At 53.7% G+C, this 20475-nt stretch carries 18 protein-coding genes; 3 read left to right on the top strand and 15 right to left on the bottom strand.

Annotated elements, in window-relative coordinates; translation table 11 throughout:
• Positions 1-2 precede the first annotated feature (2 nt).
• The 7 genes from EGY08_RS07660 to EGY08_RS07630 form a co-directional block, all read right to left on the bottom strand.
• On the bottom strand, positions 3-686 hold the full coding sequence (locus EGY08_RS07660) for a fimbria/pilus periplasmic chaperone (RefSeq protein WP_162626041.1): 684 nt from the start codon (positions 684-686) through the stop codon (positions 3-5).
• Positions 683-2302, bottom strand: coding sequence for a hypothetical protein (locus EGY08_RS07655; RefSeq protein ID WP_004130183.1), 1620 nt, complete (start codon positions 2300-2302; stop codon positions 683-685). The genes EGY08_RS07660 and EGY08_RS07655 overlap by 4 nt, the downstream gene beginning before the upstream one ends.
• A complete protein-coding gene (locus EGY08_RS07650; protein ID WP_123828363.1) occupies positions 2292-4829 on the bottom strand; it encodes a TcfC E-set like domain-containing protein in 2538 nt (845 codons plus the stop codon). Before EGY08_RS07650 ends, EGY08_RS07655 begins: the two co-directional genes overlap by 11 nt.
• Positions 4830-4837: 8 nt before the next feature.
• Positions 4838-5515, bottom strand: coding sequence for a hypothetical protein (locus EGY08_RS07645; RefSeq protein WP_004130188.1), 678 nt, complete (start codon positions 5513-5515; stop codon positions 4838-4840).
• 64 nt (positions 5516-5579) lie between these two features.
• On the bottom strand, positions 5580-6158 hold the full coding sequence (gene ecpA, locus EGY08_RS07640) for a common pilus major fimbrillin subunit EcpA (RefSeq protein WP_117075950.1): 579 nt from the start codon (positions 6156-6158) through the stop codon (positions 5580-5582).
• Positions 6159-6228: 70 nt separating this feature from the next.
• Positions 6229-6846 carry a LuxR C-terminal-related transcriptional regulator gene (locus tag EGY08_RS07635; protein ID WP_004130192.1) on the bottom strand — a complete coding sequence of 206 codons (618 nt, stop codon included), beginning with the start codon at positions 6844-6846 and terminating at the stop codon, positions 6229-6231.
• Between the two features lie 677 nt (positions 6847-7523).
• Entirely contained in the window at positions 7524-7922 is a 399-nt protein-coding gene (locus EGY08_RS07630) for an NUDIX hydrolase (protein ID WP_032742261.1), read from the bottom strand.
• 211 nt (positions 7923-8133) lie between these two features.
• On the opposite strand from EGY08_RS07630, the gene EGY08_RS07625 reads away from it, so the two are divergent.
• On the top strand, positions 8134-9114 hold the full coding sequence (locus tag EGY08_RS07625; protein ID WP_004130197.1) for a LacI family DNA-binding transcriptional regulator: 981 nt from the start codon (positions 8134-8136) through the stop codon (positions 9112-9114).
• A gap of 5 nt (positions 9115-9119) precedes the next feature.
• Here EGY08_RS07625 and EGY08_RS07620 read toward each other — a convergent pair whose 3' ends face one another.
• Positions 9120-10364 carry a mechanosensitive ion channel family protein gene (locus EGY08_RS07620; RefSeq protein WP_049114716.1) on the bottom strand — a complete coding sequence of 415 codons (1245 nt, stop codon included), beginning with the start codon at positions 10362-10364 and terminating at the stop codon, positions 9120-9122.
• Positions 10365-10440: 76 nt separating this feature from the next.
• Positions 10441-11868: an MFS transporter gene (locus EGY08_RS07615; protein ID WP_004130201.1), complete on the bottom strand. Its 1428-nt coding sequence runs from the start codon at positions 11866-11868 to the stop codon at positions 10441-10443.
• Positions 11869-11977: 109 nt separating this feature from the next.
• Between EGY08_RS07615 and EGY08_RS07610 the strand changes: the two genes are divergently transcribed.
• Both EGY08_RS07610 and EGY08_RS07605 read left to right on the top strand, forming a co-directional pair.
• Positions 11978-12847: a helix-turn-helix transcriptional regulator gene (locus EGY08_RS07610; RefSeq protein ID WP_123828362.1), complete on the top strand. Its 870-nt coding sequence runs from the start codon at positions 11978-11980 to the stop codon at positions 12845-12847.
• Positions 12848-12942: 95 nt separating this feature from the next.
• Positions 12943-15672, top strand: a complete 2730-nt coding sequence (locus EGY08_RS07605) for a sigma 54-interacting transcriptional regulator (RefSeq protein WP_049123107.1) — start codon at positions 12943-12945, stop codon at positions 15670-15672.
• 52 nt (positions 15673-15724) lie between these two features.
• Here EGY08_RS07605 and EGY08_RS07600 read toward each other — a convergent pair whose 3' ends face one another.
• From EGY08_RS07600 to EGY08_RS07575, 6 genes are all read right to left on the bottom strand, one after another.
• The gene (locus tag EGY08_RS07600) at positions 15725-16711 is read right to left on the bottom strand and encodes an SIS domain-containing protein (RefSeq protein ID WP_049113523.1); all 987 of its coding nucleotides are present in this window, start codon (positions 16709-16711) and stop codon (positions 15725-15727) included.
• 64 nt (positions 16712-16775) lie between these two features.
• On the bottom strand, positions 16776-17837 hold the full coding sequence (locus EGY08_RS07595) for an SIS domain-containing protein (protein WP_049113525.1): 1062 nt from the start codon (positions 17835-17837) through the stop codon (positions 16776-16778).
• Positions 17838-17852: 15 nt separating this feature from the next.
• Positions 17853-18707: a PTS system mannose/fructose/sorbose family transporter subunit IID gene (locus tag EGY08_RS07590; RefSeq protein ID WP_004130210.1), complete on the bottom strand. Its 855-nt coding sequence runs from the start codon at positions 18705-18707 to the stop codon at positions 17853-17855.
• A 2-nt stretch (positions 18708-18709) separates the two neighbouring features.
• Entirely contained in the window at positions 18710-19453 is a 744-nt protein-coding gene (locus EGY08_RS07585) for a PTS mannose/fructose/sorbose/N-acetylgalactosamine transporter subunit IIC (protein ID WP_004099986.1), read from the bottom strand.
• A gap of 14 nt (positions 19454-19467) precedes the next feature.
• Positions 19468-19938 carry a PTS sugar transporter subunit IIB gene (locus EGY08_RS07580; RefSeq protein ID WP_004099987.1) on the bottom strand — a complete coding sequence of 157 codons (471 nt, stop codon included), beginning with the start codon at positions 19936-19938 and terminating at the stop codon, positions 19468-19470.
• Positions 19931-20365, bottom strand: coding sequence for a PTS sugar transporter subunit IIA (locus EGY08_RS07575; RefSeq protein ID WP_004130212.1), 435 nt, complete (start codon positions 20363-20365; stop codon positions 19931-19933). Before EGY08_RS07575 ends, EGY08_RS07580 begins: the two co-directional genes overlap by 8 nt.
• Positions 20366-20475: the final 110 nt, after the last annotated feature.

Raw genomic sequence — 20475 nt, 5'->3', positions numbered from 1 at the left:
GGTTAACCCGGCGAATCCATGAAACAGCCGTTGCCTAATTTATGATAACGTCCTAATGCGACAATATATTTCCTGTTACTATTTTTCGCTTCGGGACCTGTCCAGCTCTCTCCTGGCAGCATATAAAATTGCGTTGAACTTTCATCGTCACCATTGCAGCCTTTCTGCAGAATGACTCTAAAATAGGTGTTGCCGGTATTTTTAATAGTGCCTGTAGCTTCGTTAATTTCATACTCAAATCGGGTCTTACGCGGGCGAACGATGAGAATCGTGCTCATCGATACCGAAGGGACAACATCCATTTTTTTCTGATCCAGACGCCAGGGGAGAACCATAACGGGCGTCTCCTTAAAGATCACCCGATAATAGCGCTCAACGTCATCTTTTGGCCCCCGGTAATAGAGTTTAAAATATTCCTGACTATTGGCCTGTACGGTGAACTGCAGCGGCGACCAGACCAGATCTTTATCCTGACCGGTCACTGGTCGCTCATCGCCGTTGCCCGGCCGGGAGATTTTATAAGCCGATATAGTATATAAATTGTTGCTTTTAGTATCATTGACGATTGGCCGGGAGATAAAATCTTTACTGCCATCCATATCATAGATAATTGAGTCAAAGTACACCGCGGAAGCGGGCTGAATACACAGCCCACATAATCCGATGAGTAGGATTTTATTCATCACAGCCCCCGATCCACGCCGACCCACGTGGCGGTCACTTTTACATCCCCGGTGGCGCTGACGGTACCCATCCAGTCATGGCCATCGGTGGTGAACTGTGAATGCGGGTCATCCATCGGAAACAGCAGTTTCAGCGTGGTGGTAAAAAAGAAACCATCGTTGACGTTGGCGTTCCAGGCCGTCTGTACCCAGGCGGCGTTGGTCATATCGACAGGATTCTCACCGCAGCTGTTGCGCACTCTTACCGCTTTACCGGCGGCGGACGTCCATTCGAGGTAGGCCGGGACAGGTACTTTTAGCGTCTCGTCCGCTGAGGTAAACAGGCAGTACGGAAGACCATACATGTTGATGGCGTCGCCAATCACCTGGGCGGTGATACTGTCGGCCTGACGCGACGCGGAGGTAGTGACTTTATACTCAAAGGTGATGGGCTCTTCGCTACCGATCTTGCCGGATGCTTTTGGATGAGCGCTCCCGTCGCTGGCGATAATGCTGATGCCGTATTCCCGTGGGACAATGTTAATTAATGTTGATGGCGTAAACTGATAATAACCCGATTGCGGGGTAACGGAGTTATCAAAATAGAAGGTAAACAGCGCATCCTTGTTGGTTAAATCCGCGCCTGCTTTGAGGACTTTTTGGAAAAAGGCGTTGGACAGGAATACGTAGACGTACTCGCCTGATGGTTTGAAGACCTTGTTATAGGTGCTGACCGTACCAAAATTGGTCCAGCTTGCGCCATCACCGCTGTATTTTACGTCAGACGAAGAAGGAGAGAATCCCAACATCGCCGTGTCGATAACCATCCGGAAATCAAGTGAGGTGGTGAGGGTTTTAGTCTCCTGAAAGCTGTAAGAAACCATTTTACAAATGATCCCTGAAGCGCTTCCGACCACGCCCATCTGGCACAATTCAGAGCCGAGGTTGACGCTTGGCGTACCATCGCTGGCAATCCATACTTCCGCCATCGCTCCGGTACTGTTCAAGGCCAGATGCGAGACCTTTTCGAGATTCATCGTGTAGTAAACCCACTTTCCTCCGCTGGGGAGATCTTTACAGCGAACGCCGGAAGCAAAGTCATAATCGGCTTTGGAGTCCATGTAGCAAAGATTAAGCTGCAAACTATCGATGGTTCCCACCGGCCGATCGCGAAAATACTCATAGGCCGACTGGCTAAGCACTCCGGCACCGTAGTAACCGTTCGCTACGCTGTTGCCGGACATCGCGTGATAGTAACCGTCTTTGTCGAGAACATCGGCAGGGATAATGCCGGAAGCCGGGCAGTTTGCTCCCGTGGACATGCAGCGAAGCCCGAGAAACGGTTGGTTAATGGGGGAGTTGTCGATCCACAGATCAAAATAGCGGTTACTGTAACTCCAGCCCGAGTTGCCCATATATCCCAGACTACGCTGGTTCGTTTTATATTTTGTCCAGATATTGGCCCCGGTGAAGCGTGGGGACAGGGCGCTGGTGGTGATGAAATATTCATCATCGACATCGTTGTCGATAAACATATAGGTGTTGCTGCCGCTCCCGTCGTTGGTAGCGGTAAGTGCCATAGCCGGCGCGGCCAGCAGCCAGCCGGCCAGCAGCATGATGGCCTGGGGTTTAATAGACATTCTTAACATCTCCCGTCACTGATGCCGTTTGTTGTTGGATCTCACAAGGGAGCTCACCGACCCATACGGCGCCTTTCGCCTCTGTCAGATCCAAATCCACTTCGCAAATGCCGCCGAATTTATCGACCAGGGTAATCACCGGATAGCGCTTATCGACGTCCATGGCGAACTCGCCGAGTTCGTCGGTGCGCGTTTTACCAATGTGGTTGTGTATATCGGCGTTGGCGTAGTAACCGCCGCGGCGATCTTTCACCCGGCCAAAGACGGTGACCAGCTGTTTGACTTCCGGGTTAATCACGCTGACGTTGCCGGGATAGAGCACGACTTTGTTACGTCGGCCGTTAACGATGTCGACGCTGTCTTCCGAATTTTTGTCGTTCATCAGTTCCACCTTATATTCCGCGTAAGGCGGAAGACTGATGAAGTTGCTTTTGCCGGTCAGCGGGTAGTTCTGGCCGTTGATCTGCGCCATCATCCTGCCCTTACCGCTGAAATTGGTATTCACTACCAGGCCTGCGGTTTGTGTGCCTTTGCCGACATAGACATTTTTTTCCGTCCAGGCCACGCTTCCCTGCGAGCTCAGGCTGTAGTTTGAACTGTGCTGCGATGAGCGGCTAACGGAGACGGTGCCAGCGTTATATTTGGTGTTATAGCTGACGTAACCATTGGCGGCGTAATCGTCTGAACGATAACGGCTATCGTCATTTTTATTTTGTTTAATCTGCTTCGAAACCGATGCTCCCACCTGGGTAATGGCGCTGTTGTCAAAGCTTTTGCGCAGCGTGGCGTTCGCCAGCATGTTTCCGTTTTGGCTGGACACACCGGTGCTTAGCCAGGTGGAGAAGGGGATAGAGACGTCAATATTGACGTACTTATCGCGCAGATTTTCATGGTTGTTGTACTGATAGTTCTGAATACCGACGCGTAACGTAACGGTTGCGTAGCGATTAGCTAACAGGGATTGATCGTAATCGACGTTGGTATAGGTGCTCCCGGTATATTTGTTATTGGTGCGGCTGACGCTCAGTGTACCGAGGAACGGCGCGATTTTACGCAGGTTAGCGTTGGCGCCGACGGTCACGTAGTCGTTTTGCTGCATCGGTAGCGCGTTACCAATGGAACTGTACTGGCGCGACCCCCACAGGTTGCCGTATCCGTCCGGTAAACTCATATTGAAGGTGGAGGTACTCTGCCAGCTGCCGTCGGTAGCGAGCAGCCCCTGCTGGTTAAAGCTGAACGCGTTGTTGAAAATCACGTTCGCTTCCGTTTCATTGACGCCGTTATTGTCAAAACCGTAGAGCGTGGTTTTCAGATTCACGCCGGAAAGCCAGGGTTGGCTGGTTGCCGCGGCGACCCCGGCTAACCACGTATTCCGTGTGCCATAATTGATGTTGTATTTATGGCGATAGTCCATCTTGTTGTATTCGAGGCTGCCGCCGAAAGTTTGCCATGAGAGATCGCCGGTCACGCTCGATTTCCGGGCGAACGTTTTATTGATGTTCGCCGTCCGGCTGCTGACCGCGCGTCCGTTAACGACCACCTGTATATCAACGTTGTAGATGCCAAACGGCAGGCGCGACGTATCGAGCTCGTAGCTGCCCATCGAGAAGTTTTGAATGCTGAGCAGTTTGCCGTCACGATAAACATGCACTTCGCCGGCGGCCGGCAGGAACACCGTGACGGGCACCAGAGCAAGCGTATTGTCCTGCGTTTGGGAACTGCTTTTATTGCCATAGCTGATGCCGTAAATACGGCTGGAGTTCAGGGCGCTCATGCTGGCGATCGATTGCAGATTCCAGGTATCCACCATCCCCATTGCGAAGCGGCGCCCCTGATAGTCGCGTTCGTACATTGAGCGATACAGTTTACCCTGCTGGTTGCCGGTACCAATCCCGTAGAGGGAACCGTTAAAATTCAGATGGTGCTCGCGCAGCGACCAGGTATTGTCCAGCGTCAGATAGCTGCTGGCGCTATCGGTATTCTCATATTTGTTGTAATAGCTCCCCATCGAGTAATTCAGCACGCTCGAGAGATTCTGGGCAGTGGATTCCCCAAGCATATTGGTACGCGGCAAAATAGCGGCCTGCATGGCTGCCCGGTTAACCGTCAGCTCAAGATAAAAGGAACGCGTATCGAGTGAAAGTGAGGCGTCTTTGTTGATATAAACGCGCTGACCGTCGCCGATGCTTTTGTCCTGCATCTCGTTGAGCAATGATTTTATCTGAGGTGATAATTCGGTTCGTTCCGGCAGATCGCTGAGCGCGATCTGGTTCAGGCGAAACTCATTATCCTTGATGGTAAGGATGGCATCAGCGATTTTTTGCTGGCTGCGTTGGGTACTATTATCGCCTTCATAACGAATAAAAACAGGGACCGACATGCCCTGATATAACGCGTTAGCAAATACCGAAGGAATAACATAGTTACTGACTTTAACTGGCGCTGTAGCATTAGCTGCCCATCCCTGGTTTACCGTAATTAATAATCCAGCGAACAACGTCCCTTTGACATAACCAAGATTATCCATAATGTTACTCAGTTTACATTTATATATTGCTCACCGTGCCATATTCCAATTCGCGTTTTTTTGTTGGTGAGATCGGTATGCTTTATTCTTACGCTAACACCAGGCATGACATAATAGCGTTCACGGCAGCCTTGCCCCTCATCCTTCGCTTTATCGCGACAGGGCCCGTAGGAGATAACGCGGAATGAAGCGTTACCGGTATTGGTTACCGTGTCATTATCGCGACGATAGTCAAATCTTTCTTCACGCGGCGCGACCACCAGAATCGTACCAATAATGGCAGAGGTCGTTGCCTCGCCCTGTTTTTTCTTTTTACTGGCTTCAAACTCAGTCACCGGCTCATCGGTCCAGGATATGCGATAATAACGTTCCTGGTTATCCTGAGGTCCTTTGTAAAAAAAACGAAAGTTCTCTTTAGCATTTCCGGGTAATATCAGACTGGCTGGTGTTGATAATAATTCCGATCTGCTCGCCATCGGGATAACCTTGCCGCCGGCCATAGGCGATGAGATACGCTCCACGCTGACGCTAACGTAACGCGCCGTATCGGTGGTATTAATGATTTCTTTTGCCAGAGTCGAGGCATCCGGTCCCATTATAGAGGTGACGTCTCCGACATTAATGGCATGGGAGGAGGGCGTCACGGTGAATAAAAAGAGAGAGAGTAATAATGGATTCAGTTTCATGGCGCATCCTTATAAGGAGGCCGAAGCCTCCTTGTCATACCGGACAGGTGTTGGCTACACCTGATTAGATAGTCCATTCCGCGTTGAACTGAACGCGAACGTCGCCGCTCCAGTAACCGTCGGTTAAATCTTTGAACTCAGCGGCGGTGCTGCCGTCAGAAGTCGCGGAGTCGATAGTGAAATCGAAGTTACCCTGAGTGCTGACGCGTTCGGCGCCTGCGAAGGCGGTCGCGACAGCCAGCGCATCCAGACCCGCGGAGATGTTGTTGGCGGTATCAATCATCGTTACCGGGGTGGTTTTGTTCAGCGCGTTGCCGTTCCAGCTCACACCAACGGCCAGAGTAGAGGCGTCAGTGGTACGGCTCAGGGTGTTGCTGACGATCTGAGAGGTCAGCGTGAAGTCAGTCGCGCCAGACTGGCCCTGGATAGTGATATCAAAAGCGCCTTTCTGGGAGTTAAACGCTTTAATCCCTTCAGCGTACTGGAAGTTCAGGGATTTCAGCGGAGTGACAACCAGCGCGCTGGTGGTGTCTTTCGTTGCGCTAGCATCCCAGCTTGCAGTGGCGGAAGTAGTCACGTTAGCCATTGCGTTGGAAGAGATAAGAGCCGCAGCCACAACACCCGCTAATACGATTTTTTTCATTTTAAATTTCCTGAGAATAATTAAGTTAGTTCCATTTATGGAGTTATTGCTACAAATACTGATAATGACTTTATCCAGATAGAATAATGTTTAACTTCCCTCTGCCTCCCATCTTATTCTGCAAGCTGAGCTTGATTGCGTAAATTCTCTTTTCTGCCATTTGCAATTCTTTTGCTATCTCTTTAACCGACTTCTCGGCAAGTAAAAGATCGAGAACCAACACTTCCTGGTCGCTGAGTTTTTGACGGTAACCTCGTCCATCTCTTTGACCGAGAAACGAAAGCTGTATTTTCTTTTCAATCTCGTCTCGGGTATCGCTGGTGTTGATAATCGAAATTATCTGCTGACAGCGGTGTTTCCAGTACAGCGCCAGCGGCTGTGCTAATCTGTCGGCAATCAAAACTATCCGCAACCCTGTTTTAATCAGATATTCAATCCATTTTTCATTGGTGAATAATCTGATGTTGTAGCGAGAAAAATCAACAAAAATAAATCCAGAATTAGAGAAGTTGTAGTGCTTGCTAATTAAAAAACAATGCACACCATTTTTTAAGTAGATGTTTTTATCGGGCCATACGCAATAGTGAGTTTCAATGCAGTTAATCGATTTAATCGTAGGTCGTGGATAGATTTCGCATTGATACTGACAGCTAATGCAGTATACCTTCTCATATTTCTGAGGAGCCATATGTCGATTTATTTCCCTATATTGCATCATCCTATCGTTCAATGATGTGGCTATATTATGGCTAGTTAATAAATGTGACAACTTTAATTTCTGAAGAGTTATATAGATGAGAAATGTGTAAATTCTTAATGTCAAAAATTGCCTGAATCTAGACTAACTTACTATTATGAATAAGAAAAATCTTAAGGTGCAGAATTTTATGTCGATCGCTCTTTAAGAATTATCCATGATGACCAGGAATTTTCTCGCTGAATGGGGGAGAATTGGTTAAAAAAAAACAGCACAAAAGGTCAAAAAAAATGCTATCGCATCGTTGTTTGTTAATTTTGTGTTTTTATTTTGTTTTATTTCGTGGTGTTTATTCTGTAATGGCATGTTTTTCGTAAGGGAAAGTTGCGATGTTTTGGATTATGGGGGATAGGATTGTCTGGCCAAATATGATCTGGTGTACAAAAGAGGGCGTTTTAAGAACTAAACGCGTCGGCATTTGAAGAGGAGCGAATCAGAAGGATGTGCTAAATCTTAACAGGAGATGCGGGCAACTGATCTCGTGGAAGTGGGGCGCTTCAGCCTGAACTGGCTCTGCCTGCAAGCCGCCGCAACGCCACCGGAACGACGGCACCCTGGATTTTGACTTGCAGGCAAATGAGGCCATACTTTCGATGCGCCCCGGGCGCTTACGCCCCTTTCAGCAGAGGAAGCAGGTGATTCTCGGTAAGAGGAGCAAGCTTAATATGCCGATCCTGGCCCGGCGTATACCAGATAACTTCTTCTATTTCTGCCGTTGGTGTAAAGCTCGCTCTGTTGGTTGCTATTTGAAAGATATCCGCTGAGACCGTATGGCCCGGCTCGTTTGCCGCGGTATCGGTGAAGCGGCCTACCGGGACCAGTTCTTCAGGTGAGACGAGGAAGTTGAGCTCCTCTTCGAGCTCGCGGATCAACGCTGCTTCCGGGACCTCCCCGATTTCAGGCTTTCCACCGGGTTGCATAAAGTACTCCGTCCCTCGTTTGCGTACTAAGAGACAGCGTCCTTGACCGTCGGTGATCATTGCCGCTGCGATGTTAATATTTTTTATTGTGTTCAAGAGATACCCCAGTTATATGCCGATGACGTTCAACGGCCAGCGTACGTTTCGCCTCTCGCGAAACAACGCCGACGCTATCATGATAGCGACCTTAGCGTGCTAATCAATCCCGTCGATTCTTGCAAAACCTGCTGACGGCGCGGACGGGGCTCATTTATGATAGCCTGCGAAATATAACGTCTATGCGGGAAGTGCAGCCTCTATGTCAATTCAGAAAATCGCTCGCCTGGCGGGCGTCTCGGTGGCGACGGTATCGCGGGTACTGAATAACAGCGATACCGTTAAAGCGAAGAATCGCGAACGTGTGCTGCAGGCGATCAAAGAGAGTAACTACCAGCCTAATCTGCTGGCCCGCCAGCTGCGAACGGCCCGCAGCAATATGATTCTGGTGATGGTTTCGAATATCGCCAACCCCTTTTGCGCCGAGGTGGTCAAGGGCATTGAAGAAGAGGCGGAAAAGAACGGCTACCGGATCCTGCTGTGTAATTCAGGTTCGGATTTAGCCCGTTCAACCTCGGGTCTGCAGCTGCTCTCCGGCAAAATGGTCGACGGCATCATTACGATGAACGCGCTCTCCAGCCTGCCGGAACTCACCACCATGATCGGCGACGCGCCCTGGGTTCAGTGCGCGGAATACGCCGATAACGGCAGCATCTCCTGCGTCGGCATCAACGACGTCGACGCGGCGCAGGGCGCCGTTTCCCGGCTGGTTGACGCCGGGCGTAAACGCATTGCTTTAATCAACCACGATCTCAGCTATCGCTACTCGCGCCTGCGCGAGCGCGGCTATAAAAGCGTACTGCACGTTCGCGAACTGGCGTATCAACAGGTCACCTACGCCAGCGATCTGAGCGCCGCCGCCGGTAAACAGGCGATGGAGACGCTGCTGGCGCAGGAAGAGCAGCCGGACGCGGTGTTTGCCGTCTCCGATTCGCTGGCGGCGGGCGCGCTGCGGGCTATCGCTCAGGCCGGGCTGCGGGTGCCGGAAGATATCGCGGTGGTCGGTTTTGATGGCACCGAACTGGCCGAAGTGGTATCGCCGCAGCTGACCACCGTGGAACAGCCTTCGCGCGAGATTGGCCGCACGGCGGTGACGCTATTAATGAAGAGAATCGATAATCCTGACGCCGCCGTTGAGCGGGTGATGATGGACTGGCGCGTCATTTCCCGCGCCAGTACCTGAGGATATTACTGAGTAAACGCGCCCGCCAGCGAACGAATATCGTTGCCGGTGGGGGACTGATGGATCCGCAGGCCGAATTCGTCAACCACGGCATAGACGTGATCGAATATATCCGCCTGGATGCTTTCATATTCCGCCCACACCACGGTGTTGGTGAAGCAGTAAATCTCAATCGGCAGGCCGCTGGCGTCCGGGGCCAGCTGGCGCACCATTAGCGTCATATCTTTGCGGATGCGTGGATGATTACGCAAATATTCCTGCAAATAGGCGCGGAAGGTGCCGATATTGGTCATCTTGCGCTGATTCAATATCGATTGATCGGCGGCGTTCTGCTGGTTCCACAGGCTGATTTCCTGATGACGAGAATCCATATACGGCTTCAGCAGTCTGGCCTGAATTAAGCGCTGCTGCTCCTGTTCATCGAGAAAATGAATGCTGGTGGTATCGATATTCAGGCTGCGCTTAATCCGGCGACCGCCGGATGCCGACATGCCGCTCCAGTTTTTAAACGAGTCGGAAACCAGCGACCAGGTGGGAATCGTGGTGATGGTATTATCCCAGTTGCGCACCTTCACCGTGGTCAGCCCAATGTCGATAACCGCGCCGTCGGCGCCATATTTCGGCATCTCCAGCCAGTCGCCGAGTTTGAGCATATCGTTGGCGGAGAGCTGGATCCCAGCGACCAGGCCGAGAATCGGGTCTTTGAATACCAGCATCAGTACCGCGGCCATCGCGCCGAGCCCGCTAATCAGAATCGCCGGCGACTGGCCAATCAGTAAGGAGATCACCAGAATGCCGACAATAATCGCGCAGACCAGCTTAATCCCCTGAAATATGCCTTTAAGCGGCAGCTGAGAAGCGGTGGCGAATTTCTGCGATAAATTGAACACCACGTCCAGCAGCGAGAAGAAGGACAGCATCGCGTAGATCATCACCCACAGCTGGGCGCAGGTGGTGAGGATTTCCGCAGCCTCGCTGCCTTTTTGCAGCCACAACACCGCCTGCACGTTGACGATAATCCCCTGCAGGGTGAAGGCCAGACGATGAAACAGTTTGTTCTGCGTAATAATTTGCAGCCACAGGTGACTACTGGCCTGCGCCCGCTTTTCGAAGGTGCGCAGCACCACTTTGTGCAGAATAAGGTGAACGACAATCGCCGTCAGAAAAATAATGCCGAAAATAATAATGAGTGAGGTGGTGGGGGTAATTTTGATGCCTAATGCGGCGATTTGCGATATTAATTCCTGCATAACGTCTCCTTTACATCCAGCGGTTATGATGACCGCTGGATGTCTATTATGCAAATAGCAGGTTACGCGAATGTGATTATGAGGTCGCTACCGCCGGACGGACGTTAAGGTGATGGCGTAGCCACAGCGCGATGGCGCCCAGTACCAGCATCATCACCACTTCCACCGCGAGGAAATCGATCAGCGCCCGTGGATAGTCACCGCCGCTGCGCTGGGCGAGGGCTAAGAATAGCGACCCGAGAATCGCCGGACCCAGACCCAGCGTCGCCTGTTGCAGAGTGCTGAGAATCGCGCTCCCGGCCCCGGCGTCGCAGGCGCTGATATCGCGCATCCCAATACGGTAAAAACTATTGACGATCAGGGCCTGCCCATAGCCGATAAGCGCCGTAGACGGGACCAGCGCCAGGGTGGTGGTGTGGACACCGAGACGATAAAAGGTCGCGCTCAACAGCAGCAGGCCGACAATCTGCACCGCCAGACCGATCAGCAAAATGCGTCCCATGCTGTAGCGGGCTATCAGTTTCGGCGCGTACAGCGCGGAGACGAAGTAGGCCACACCGAGGGCGATAAAGCTGTTGCCGGACTGCCACGGCGCCATCCCCAGACCGGCCTGCATGGTCAGCGCCATGCAGAACATGAACGCGGACCAGGCGCTGAAAAAGAGCAGGGCGATGGCCATGCCAAAGCGAATGCTGGTGAGCTTCAGCAGGCGAGGCGGTAAGAGCGGCTGCTCGCCGCGCTGCTGTTTGCTCAGCGCGCTGGCCCGCATCCAGACCAGCAGAGGCAGCACCGCAGCCAGCATCAGCTGCAGCGTCCACGGCCAGTGCAGTTCCGGCCCCAACGCCATCGGGAACAGCAGGCAGCAGAGGATCAGCGCAAGGCTAAAGGTGCCCTGCCAGTCGATGCGCGAATGCGCTTCGCGCCGGGTCTCCGGGACGTATCGCGGACTGAAGGCCAGCACCAGCAGGCAGATCGGCACGTTAATAAAGAAGGCGTTGCGCCAGCCTAAACCGGCGATATCCGCCGACACCAGCCAGCCGCCGCCCATCTGACCGACGATAAAGGCGATACCGCCAATGCCGCCGTACAGGCTGATGGCCCGGGCGTGGGCGGTGCCTTTCAGGGTGACATGCAAGGTAGCGAGGATTTGCGGCACGATCAGCGCCGCACCGGCCCCTTGCACCGCGCGCGCCGCCAGCAGCGTATTGATGGAGTTCGCCATTCCGCACAGCAGGGAGGCGACGCCAAACATCGCCACGCCCCACATAAACAGACGACGGCGGCCATAGTTATCGCCAAGCTTGCTGCCCATCGCCAGGCAGACGGCAAAGGCGACGCCGTACAGCGCGACGATCAGCTCAAGCTGAGTGGCGCTGGCGTTAAGCGATTGGGTAATGGAGTCCAGCGCGACGTTGGCGATCGAGGTATCGATCAGCGGCAGCATCTGGCCGGTCAACAGAAGGAATAAACCGGCGCGGCCGGGTGAAACAGCAGACGAATTCATCGGATCTCTCCATTGCGTCATTCAGCGGATAGCCGTAGCATCACCGATAAATTAAACGGGTACCAGTTCCTGTCTATACTGGTATTGGTACTACCATGCTGGAGGTTTTATGACGACCATGCCGCAACGTGAATTGACCATCGCCGCGCCCGATGACGGCCGCAAACAGCTGGGGGCGTTTCTGCGCGCCCGCCGCGAGAGCCTCGACCCGCAGCGCCTGGGGTTGCCCCGCGTTGGCCGGCGGCGCACGCCGGGCCTGCGGCGGGAAGAGGTGGCGATGCTGGCGGACGTCGGCGTCACCTGGTACACCTGGCTGGAGCAGGGGCGGGAGGTCAATCCGTCAGCGGCGGTGCTGGTAGGGGTGGCGAATGCGCTGCAGTGCAGCCCGCTTGAGACCCGGCATCTGTTTGTGCTGGCCGGGCTGACCCCGCCTGAGGCCACTCAGGTGACGGTATGCGAAGGTATCAGCCCCGGCACCCGGCGGATGCTCGATAGCCTGATGCCGCAGCCCGCCAGTATTCAGAATCCCGGCTTTGATATTGTGGCCTGGAACGACAGCTTCTGCCGCCTGATGGGCATCGATTTCGCCACCATCCCGGAGGAAGATCGCAACTGCATTTATCTGTACCTGACCAATGAAACCTGGCGCAGCCGTATCGAGAATCGTGACGTGCTGGCGACGTTTGTCTCCTATTTCCGCGCGGCGATGGCGGAGCACCGCGGCGATCCGCTGTGGGAAAATAAGCTGGCGCGCTTTTTCGCCGCGTCGGCGGAGTTCGAGGCGCTCTGGCATCAGCGCTATGAGGTGCGCGGGGTGGAAAATCAGGTGAAAAACTTTTACCATCCGCAGCTCGGACGCTTCAGCCTGCAGCAGATGTACTGGTACTCGGCCCCGCGCAACGGCTCGCGCCTGCTGGTCTATTTGCCGATGGATGAAACGGGCGAGCAGGCGCTGGCGTGGCTGCACGGTAAGCCATGAAAAAGTAAGCTCTTTTAAGAAGTGTGGCGGAGGGCAGCGACCTCTTACGTCAATTGTCGTATAAGCGGATTTTAAGCTTTTGACAGGGGAGCGCGATGAACAAGGAGTCGATATTCCGCCAGCTTGAACAACGGATCGCCGGGCGACCGCTGACGACGGAAGCGCTGGGCGAGTTTAATGCGATGGCGATTGCCGATAGCCTGAAGCAAAAACGCAGTATCATCAGCCATCATCTGAATAATCTCCATCGCGAGAAGCGGGTGGTCAAAGTAAATGGTCGCCCGGTGCTGTTTTTACCCATTGCCGCGCTGCGCGACTACCACCGACTCGCGGTTCGACACGGCGAATACGCTTCCCTTCAGGCCCTGTGCGCTGAGCGCCAGGATAGTCTGGCGCAGCTGATAGGCGCTCAGGGCAGCCTGCAGGAAGCTTTGCGACAGTGCAAGGCCGCCATCAGCTACCCCGGCGCAGGTCTACCGCTTCTGCTGCGCGGTCCCACCGGCACGGGGAAAAGCTTCCTTGCCCGCCAGCTGTGGCGTTACGCCATGGAACAGGAGGTTTTACCTGCCGATGCGCCGTTCACCGTGTTTAACTGCGCCGAGTACGCCAATAATCCAGAACTGCTGACCTCAAAATTATTCGGTCACGCGAAGGGCGCCTTTACCGGTGCCGATAAGGCGGTTCCCGGGCTTATCGAGACCAGCAACGGCGGGGTGCTGTTTATCGATGAGGTTCATCGGCTACCTCCCGAAGGGCAGGAAAAGCTGTTCCATTTTATGGATAACGGTAGCTGGCGGCGGCTGGGAGAGAGCAGTGACGAGCGCAGCGCCACGGTACGGCTGATTTTTGCTTCAACCGAGGATCTGGAAAAACACTTCCTGGCAACGTTCATTCGCCGTATTCCGGTGATTGTTAAAATTCTGCCGATCGCCGAACGCGGACAGTATGAGAGGCTGGCGTTTATCCACCACTTTTTCCGCCGCGAAGCGCAGCGTTTGGACCACGATCTGGCGCTGGACGGCGAAATCGTCAGCCAGCTGATGCGCGAAACCCTTGAGGGCAACGTCGGCGGACTAGAGAATTTGATCCGCAATATTTGCGCCAGCGCCTGGACATTTGGCGAGCGGGATAGCGATCTTTTACAGATAAAAGCGGGTTTACTGCCCGACCGGTTGCTGGCGGATGCGCCTTTTTCCCTTGAGCAAAATAGCGAACGGGTCATGATTTACCGCGATGGCGACGCGCAGCCTTTGTTTTCCGGTCGTCATCATGAGTATCAACGGCTAACGGGAAATATTTGCAGCCTGTGCGAGGAACTAGGGAAGGACAATATCAGCGCGAGGACCTTTGAAAAGCTCATTTATCAAAACGTGACGCTCTATCTCGATGCGTTGATGAATCAGGAGAGCGCGGTCTCTCTTCAGGATAAGCGGCTGCGCTTTATTGAGGATGTGGGCAAGGCGATCGCCGCCAATTATGACCTTCAGCTCAATGCCGAATTCGCTTATCTTACCGGCCGCTACTTGACCAGTCTCCCCCTGGCGCCGCGCAGCGTCGCCGAGCCCGCGCGTCTGGTGATGCAGGGCTGGCTGGATTCTTCTGCGGGGCTGGCGCAGCGCGTCGCGCGAAAACTGCTGGACGTGGTGAATAACAAATACGATCTACTTATCGATACGCTGGACCGTATGGCGGTTGCCGCCATCGTCAGTAACGCCATCGATGCTACCAGCGGCGGGAAAGTGAAAGCGGTAATAATCGCTCATGGCTATTCCACCGCCAGCAGCATTGCGGGAGTCGCCAACCGGCTGATTGGCGAAAAGATTTACCAGGCAATGGATATGCCAATGGAGGTGGCGTTTAGCGATGTCAGCCGCGCCGTTGTCGATTATCTCCAGCATACGGATACCCGCGCAGGCGTGATGGTGCTTATCGATATGGGCTACACCAGGGAGATTGCCGATGCGCTGTTGGCGGTGATTAACGGCCCGCTGGTGGTGGTGGATAACGTGACGACCCGCATGGCGCTGAACGTTGCCAGCGAGATCGCGCTGGGGAAAAACATCGAACAAATCGCCGAAGAGATCGTACCGCTCAATCAGTCGCGTTGGGATGTATTCTGGCCCGCGGAAAAAAAAGAGCGTGCGCTGCTGGTGACCTGCATCACCGGTATCGGTACCGCCTTTAAATTTAAAAATCTGATGGAGAAGAGCCTGCTCAGCGATTTTGATATTAATATCATCGCCTGCGAATACACGCGCTTAAAAAATAGCCGTACGGCGATATCGTTGCTCCACCAGTACGAAGTTATTGCGGTGGTAGGAACTCACGACCCGCAGCTGGCGGGAGTGCCCTGGGTGGGCATTGAGGAGCTGCTGGGCGAGCAGGGGCACAGGCATCTTAGTCAGCTCTTAAGCGGCTATCTCAATGAGAAGCAAATTGCGCTGATTAATAAAAATATGGTTCGCGAGTTTTCGCTGCATAACGTCGTCAATTCTCTGACGATACTGAATGCCGGAAAAACCATGAGCCATATCGAAACCATTATTGCCGAGTGGCAAAATACGCTGGGGTTTAATTTTAATAATAACTTAATTATCAGTTTATATGTGCATCTCAGCTGTATGATTGAGCGTCTGGTGATGCGTAATGAAATTACCCATTATAAAAATCTTGAGCAATTCACCCGCCAGCATGGAGAGTTTATTACTATGGTGAACCACTCATTCCAGCGTCTGAAAATACTCTATAACGTGGCGCTGCCGGTGGCGGAAATTGGCTATATTCACGATATTTTCGAATTACGTATTGACGATTTTCGCTGGTGATCATCAGCGCAGCCCCGGAGCAGATCGCCGGGGCTGGCAGAGAGTTAGCGAATTAATATTCGACTTTCCACATATAGCGGCGGGTGGTCAGAGGATGGTTGCGGGCGGCGGCCAGCGCCAGGTTGTACACATCAAGAACGCAGTTGTGCAGCAGGCCGCAGAAATATTCGCGCACGCTGGCGTGAAGCGTATCAATTCCCACTTTTTCCACGTCAATAATCTGCAGTTTTCCCTGATAGCGTTCGATAAAGCGAATCGCGCGATCGTCCAGCGGACGGGTGCGGCCGCTGCTTTTTAATAAAATGAACGGCGTTCCCGGTTCGGTAATCTCAAAGGGGCCGTGGAAATACTCGCCGCTATGGATGCTGGCGGAGTTAATCCATTGCATCTCCAACAGAATACAGATGGATTCCTGATGCGCGGCGCCGAACGAAGGACCGCTGCCCATCATATAAATGACATTTTCACTTTTCCAGGCTTCGGCAAAATGCTGCACATCCGCTTGCACCTGCTGCTGAGCGCCGCGCACCACGGATTCAAAATTGGCAAAGGCGCTGACCATCTCAGCGTAATGGTCGTATCCTTCTGTTTGCGCCAGGATCTCCAGCGCCAGCCACAGGCTGTACGCCGCTTTTTGCTGTGTCGGATCGACAGTTTCGGGATAGCGGGCCCAGCAGTATTCGATAGTGTAATCGCTGTGTTCGCACAGCGGCGTGCCGGGGGTATATACCAGCCCAATCGTAGCCGCGCCTTTTTGACGCGCGATGCGGGCGGCTTCGACCGTTTCAGCGGTGTTGCCCTGCTGAGAGGCAAGGATCACCACGCTATTTTCCCCTAATGCTTTCGGCGTCGCGTGGACAAATTCATTACTGGTCACATAGCCGACGGCCAGCTTTTTCGCTTCACAATCGAGAAAATATTTCCCCGGCCAGAAGCCGGTCAACGAACCCCCGCAGCCAACAAACCACACGCGTTCAATACGTTGCCTGGTTAAAATATCGCGAATAATATGGTGGGCGTTTTTCTGAGCTATAGACATATTGATCTCCTTGAGATGTAAAGGGTCCTCCGCTGCATGGCGGATAACTATTACAGGGCATTATTTAATTAAGTTTTTTACTTTTCATTTTCTGGTGGAACTGCGGATCCTTAGGTATTGCGGGATCGACACCCTTCACTGGCGGTAGCCTGGCGCAAACCATTTGCAATGGAATAATATATTCAAAGATTGCAAAGTCTGGATCGTTAATAAACGTAAAGGGCATGTTTTTACCGTTATTGTCAACATGCGGGCCAATGCGATAAATATGCGGCGTCCAACCAGACAGTATTTCCGCCAGACGATCCTGGCGCTCATCGGGATGCGGATCGAGCATAATCAGGGTTGAACGCTCATCGAAGGCGTTATAGATCCCGTGGATGAATTCTTCAAATTCATAGCCGGCCACCGGGCAGCGCAGCGTTTCAAGCATCTTTAGCGCGCCTTCCTGAACGGTGCCAAACAGCCCTGCCGGGCCGGTCAGGCGAATATCTGCGCTGTCGATAAGCGGCCGGGCGTGATTGTGAACCCACGCCTGCGAGGCCTCAATGAGCGTCGGCAAATGATTAAACGTCCTCTCCATGCGGACGAGTAGCGCCTTGCGCTCCTCCTCGCTCAGGCGCTGCTGGCGGCTGGCGACGGCAAGCGCAAGCAGTATCAGGTTGAGTATGGTGCAGTGATAACCTTTGGTTTTGGCGCCGGCGCGCTCTTCTCCACAGGGGACCGTCAGGACCAAATCTGCCGCCTGGTCGATGGCAACTGGCGCTTCCCCGGCCATGGAAGCGGTAAGGTGCCCGGCTGCCCGGGCGCGCTCCATTGCGGCGAGAGTGGAGAGGCTACCGCCTCCCTGAGAAATGCCGATGACCAGCGCTTTGTCGCTGAGGGAAAGTGCCATCTCGTCCAGCAGGAAGGGCCAGTACACATCGATCGGGATTCCGCACCACTGCTGCATAAACGACCGGGCGGTCAGCGCGCCGTGATAAGAGGTACCGGAGCCGGTCAGGATAATGCGCGTGACCCCGCACTCCGTAAGCGCGATGGCCGCCTGATTAAGATCTTCTCGCGTCTGCGTCAGCATATTGAGCAGGCGGGCGGGCGTTTCATTCATATAGTCTTCTATGTGCATGGGTGATACCTCTTTTTAAAGCAGGCCTAGCGCGCTGGCCACCATGCCAAACGCGACGGTTCCTAACAGGATCCAGTTTATGTTGACGCCCTTGCGGATCAGCTTGTACATCCCAAGGGTGAAAAGCAGCGGCAGCAGCGAAGGAAGAATTTTGTCGATAAACTCTTGCGCCTTCATGGTGGTTTGCCCGGCGGTAAAGCTGAGCGGGGTGGTAATATCTATCATGCTGGCGGTCATCGCGCCGACGACCATCAGGCCCACGATTGACGCGATGTAGGTTACCCGGTCCATAAGGCCGCTCTGATAAATACGCATCAGCCAGGTGGTCCCCGCGCGATAGCCGAGCTTCAGGCCATACCAGCGGCATAAAAAATGCGGCAGGTTATACACCACCAGCGCCAGTATCGGCCCCAGAAGGCTGCCCTGCTGCGCAAAATAAATCCCCATCCCGGCGGCGATAACCTTCAGCGATCCCCAGAATATTGAGTCGCCGATACCCGCCAGCGGCCCCATCAGGCTGGTCTTAATGGCGTTTATCGACTCTTCATTAAATTCGGGGTTGCGCTGATTCTCCTCTTCCATGGCTATCGACAGACCGAAGATAAAGGTTGAGAGATGCGGCGTGGTATTAAACAGCACCAGATGGCGCTGCAGGGCGCGCCCCAGTTCCGCTGGGTCCTGATAGATGCGCTTCAGAGCGGGCGACATGGCGAAGGCGTAGCCCATATGCTGCTGGCGTTCGTAGTTCCACGAGCCCTGCAGCGTAAAGGAGCGCCAGAACACGCTGCGTAAATCCCGAGCGGTGACCCGGCTTGCGTCATCGCTTTGCGGCTGGGTGGCGCCTGACAGGGTCTGCGTCATTTCACTCATGATTAGCTCTCCTGCTGCTTAAGATTAAGAAACTGGCTGATGATAAAAGCCAACACCACGGCGAACAGCGCGATGGCGATAATATCCAGCTTGGTGTAGGCCGCTATCAGAAATCCCAGACCGAGGTACGGCATAAGTTTGCTGCTGAGCATCATGCTGATCAGCAGGGCGAAGCCGAGCGCCGGCAGGATCTTACTGGCGACGATCAATCCGTTGGTGATCACCGGCGGAATCGCCTCAAGGAACCAGCTAACCGCCGAAGAGCCGAGCAGGATGGCGAAAAAAACCGGCAGAAATCCGTTTAAAAAATAGAGCAGCGTCGGACCGCCGAGGTGCATCAGGCCGACCATCCGGGTATTACCTTGCGCCGCATAGCGGTCCGCCAGATGACCGAAGCGGGCGTTCACCACGCGAACCAGAATGCCCAGCGTTTGCGCCAGCATTGAGACGGGGATGGCGATGGTGAGTGCAGCCTCTGGACCGCGGCCGGACATGATCGAAAACGCGGTCGCCAGTACGGAGCCGGTCACGATATCGGGTGGGTGCGCGGCGCCGATGGCGACGTTGCCGAGAAAAATAAGCTCCAGCGTAGCGCCAATCAGAATCCCCTCATGCAGATTGCCGCAGACCAGGCCGGTGAGGGCGCACATCACCAGCGGCCGGTCGATCATCGATACCCCAAGCAGGCGGCCATCGAGGATCCCCAGGGCGGCAATCAGTCCGAGTAACGTTGCGGTGAGCAACATAGTGACCTCCGAAGTTAAAGTTGTTCGTTGAGGAGCTCGGCCGAGTGGGCGGGTACCTGACGCATCTCCAGCCGAATGCCTTTTTCTTTCAGCGCTCTGCTATCGGCGATTTCCTCTTCGGTCAGATAGATGGCCTTGCCGAATTGTCTTGCGCCCTCCTTCTGCGGCAGACCGCCGTAGTTAATGGCGTTAATTCCTGGGACTTTTTCCACCAGCGCGAGGGTTTCAGCAGTATTGCCAAGGACCACCATGACTTTTTTATGATCCAACTTGCCGCCGTTAAGCTTTTCCGCCGCCTGTTCAACGGTGGCGATGTCCAGCGTGACGCCCGCCGGCTTGGCCAGGTTAAGCGACATCGTAATGAAGGCATCCGCCGCGGCTTTGGCGTTAGCGACGATGATATGGTCGATATCCAGCGCTCGGGTCCAGGCAAAAACCACCTGGCCGTGCAGCAGCCGATAATCAATGCGCACGAGTTTAATCATGAGATTCTCCCTGTGGGTCAGAGGATGGTTGTGTTATTAGAGGGTTGATGAAAACAATGGATTCACGCGCCGCGCTGGTGGCGTAGACAATCGCGGCCTCGGTAGTGGCTTCTTCGCACAGCAGAAACTCCAGCAGCAGAGTCAGATTAATGCCGGCGACCACGAAAACGTTACGATGGCGCATCAAGACGCTCACGGCGCTATTGTTGATACTGCCGCCAAGCAGGTCGGTAAAGATCACCACTTCATCACCATTCGCCTGGACGATGAGATGCTCCAGGGTTTGCTCCAGCTGTTCGGTGGTCACGATATCTTCGTCATAGGCGCAGACCGGGATAACGCCGTGTTCGTCGCCAATCAGCAGCGACAAACTGTTCACCAGTCCGCGAGCAAAATGGCCGTGGCTGGCCACATAGATATGTTTCACCCGGTTTCTCCTTCATCCAGATAGTGGTATCTGTTAAGAGCAAAGGGCATGCCAGAAATAAAAAATATTATTTATCAATTAATTAAAGAGGTTGGTTCACACTAAAGGCG

Source organism: Klebsiella sp. FDAARGOS_511, from assembly GCF_003812845.1.
GTDB lineage: Bacteria > Pseudomonadota > Gammaproteobacteria > Enterobacterales > Enterobacteriaceae > Klebsiella > Klebsiella grimontii.
This window is presented reverse-complemented; position numbering and strand designations above follow the sequence as displayed.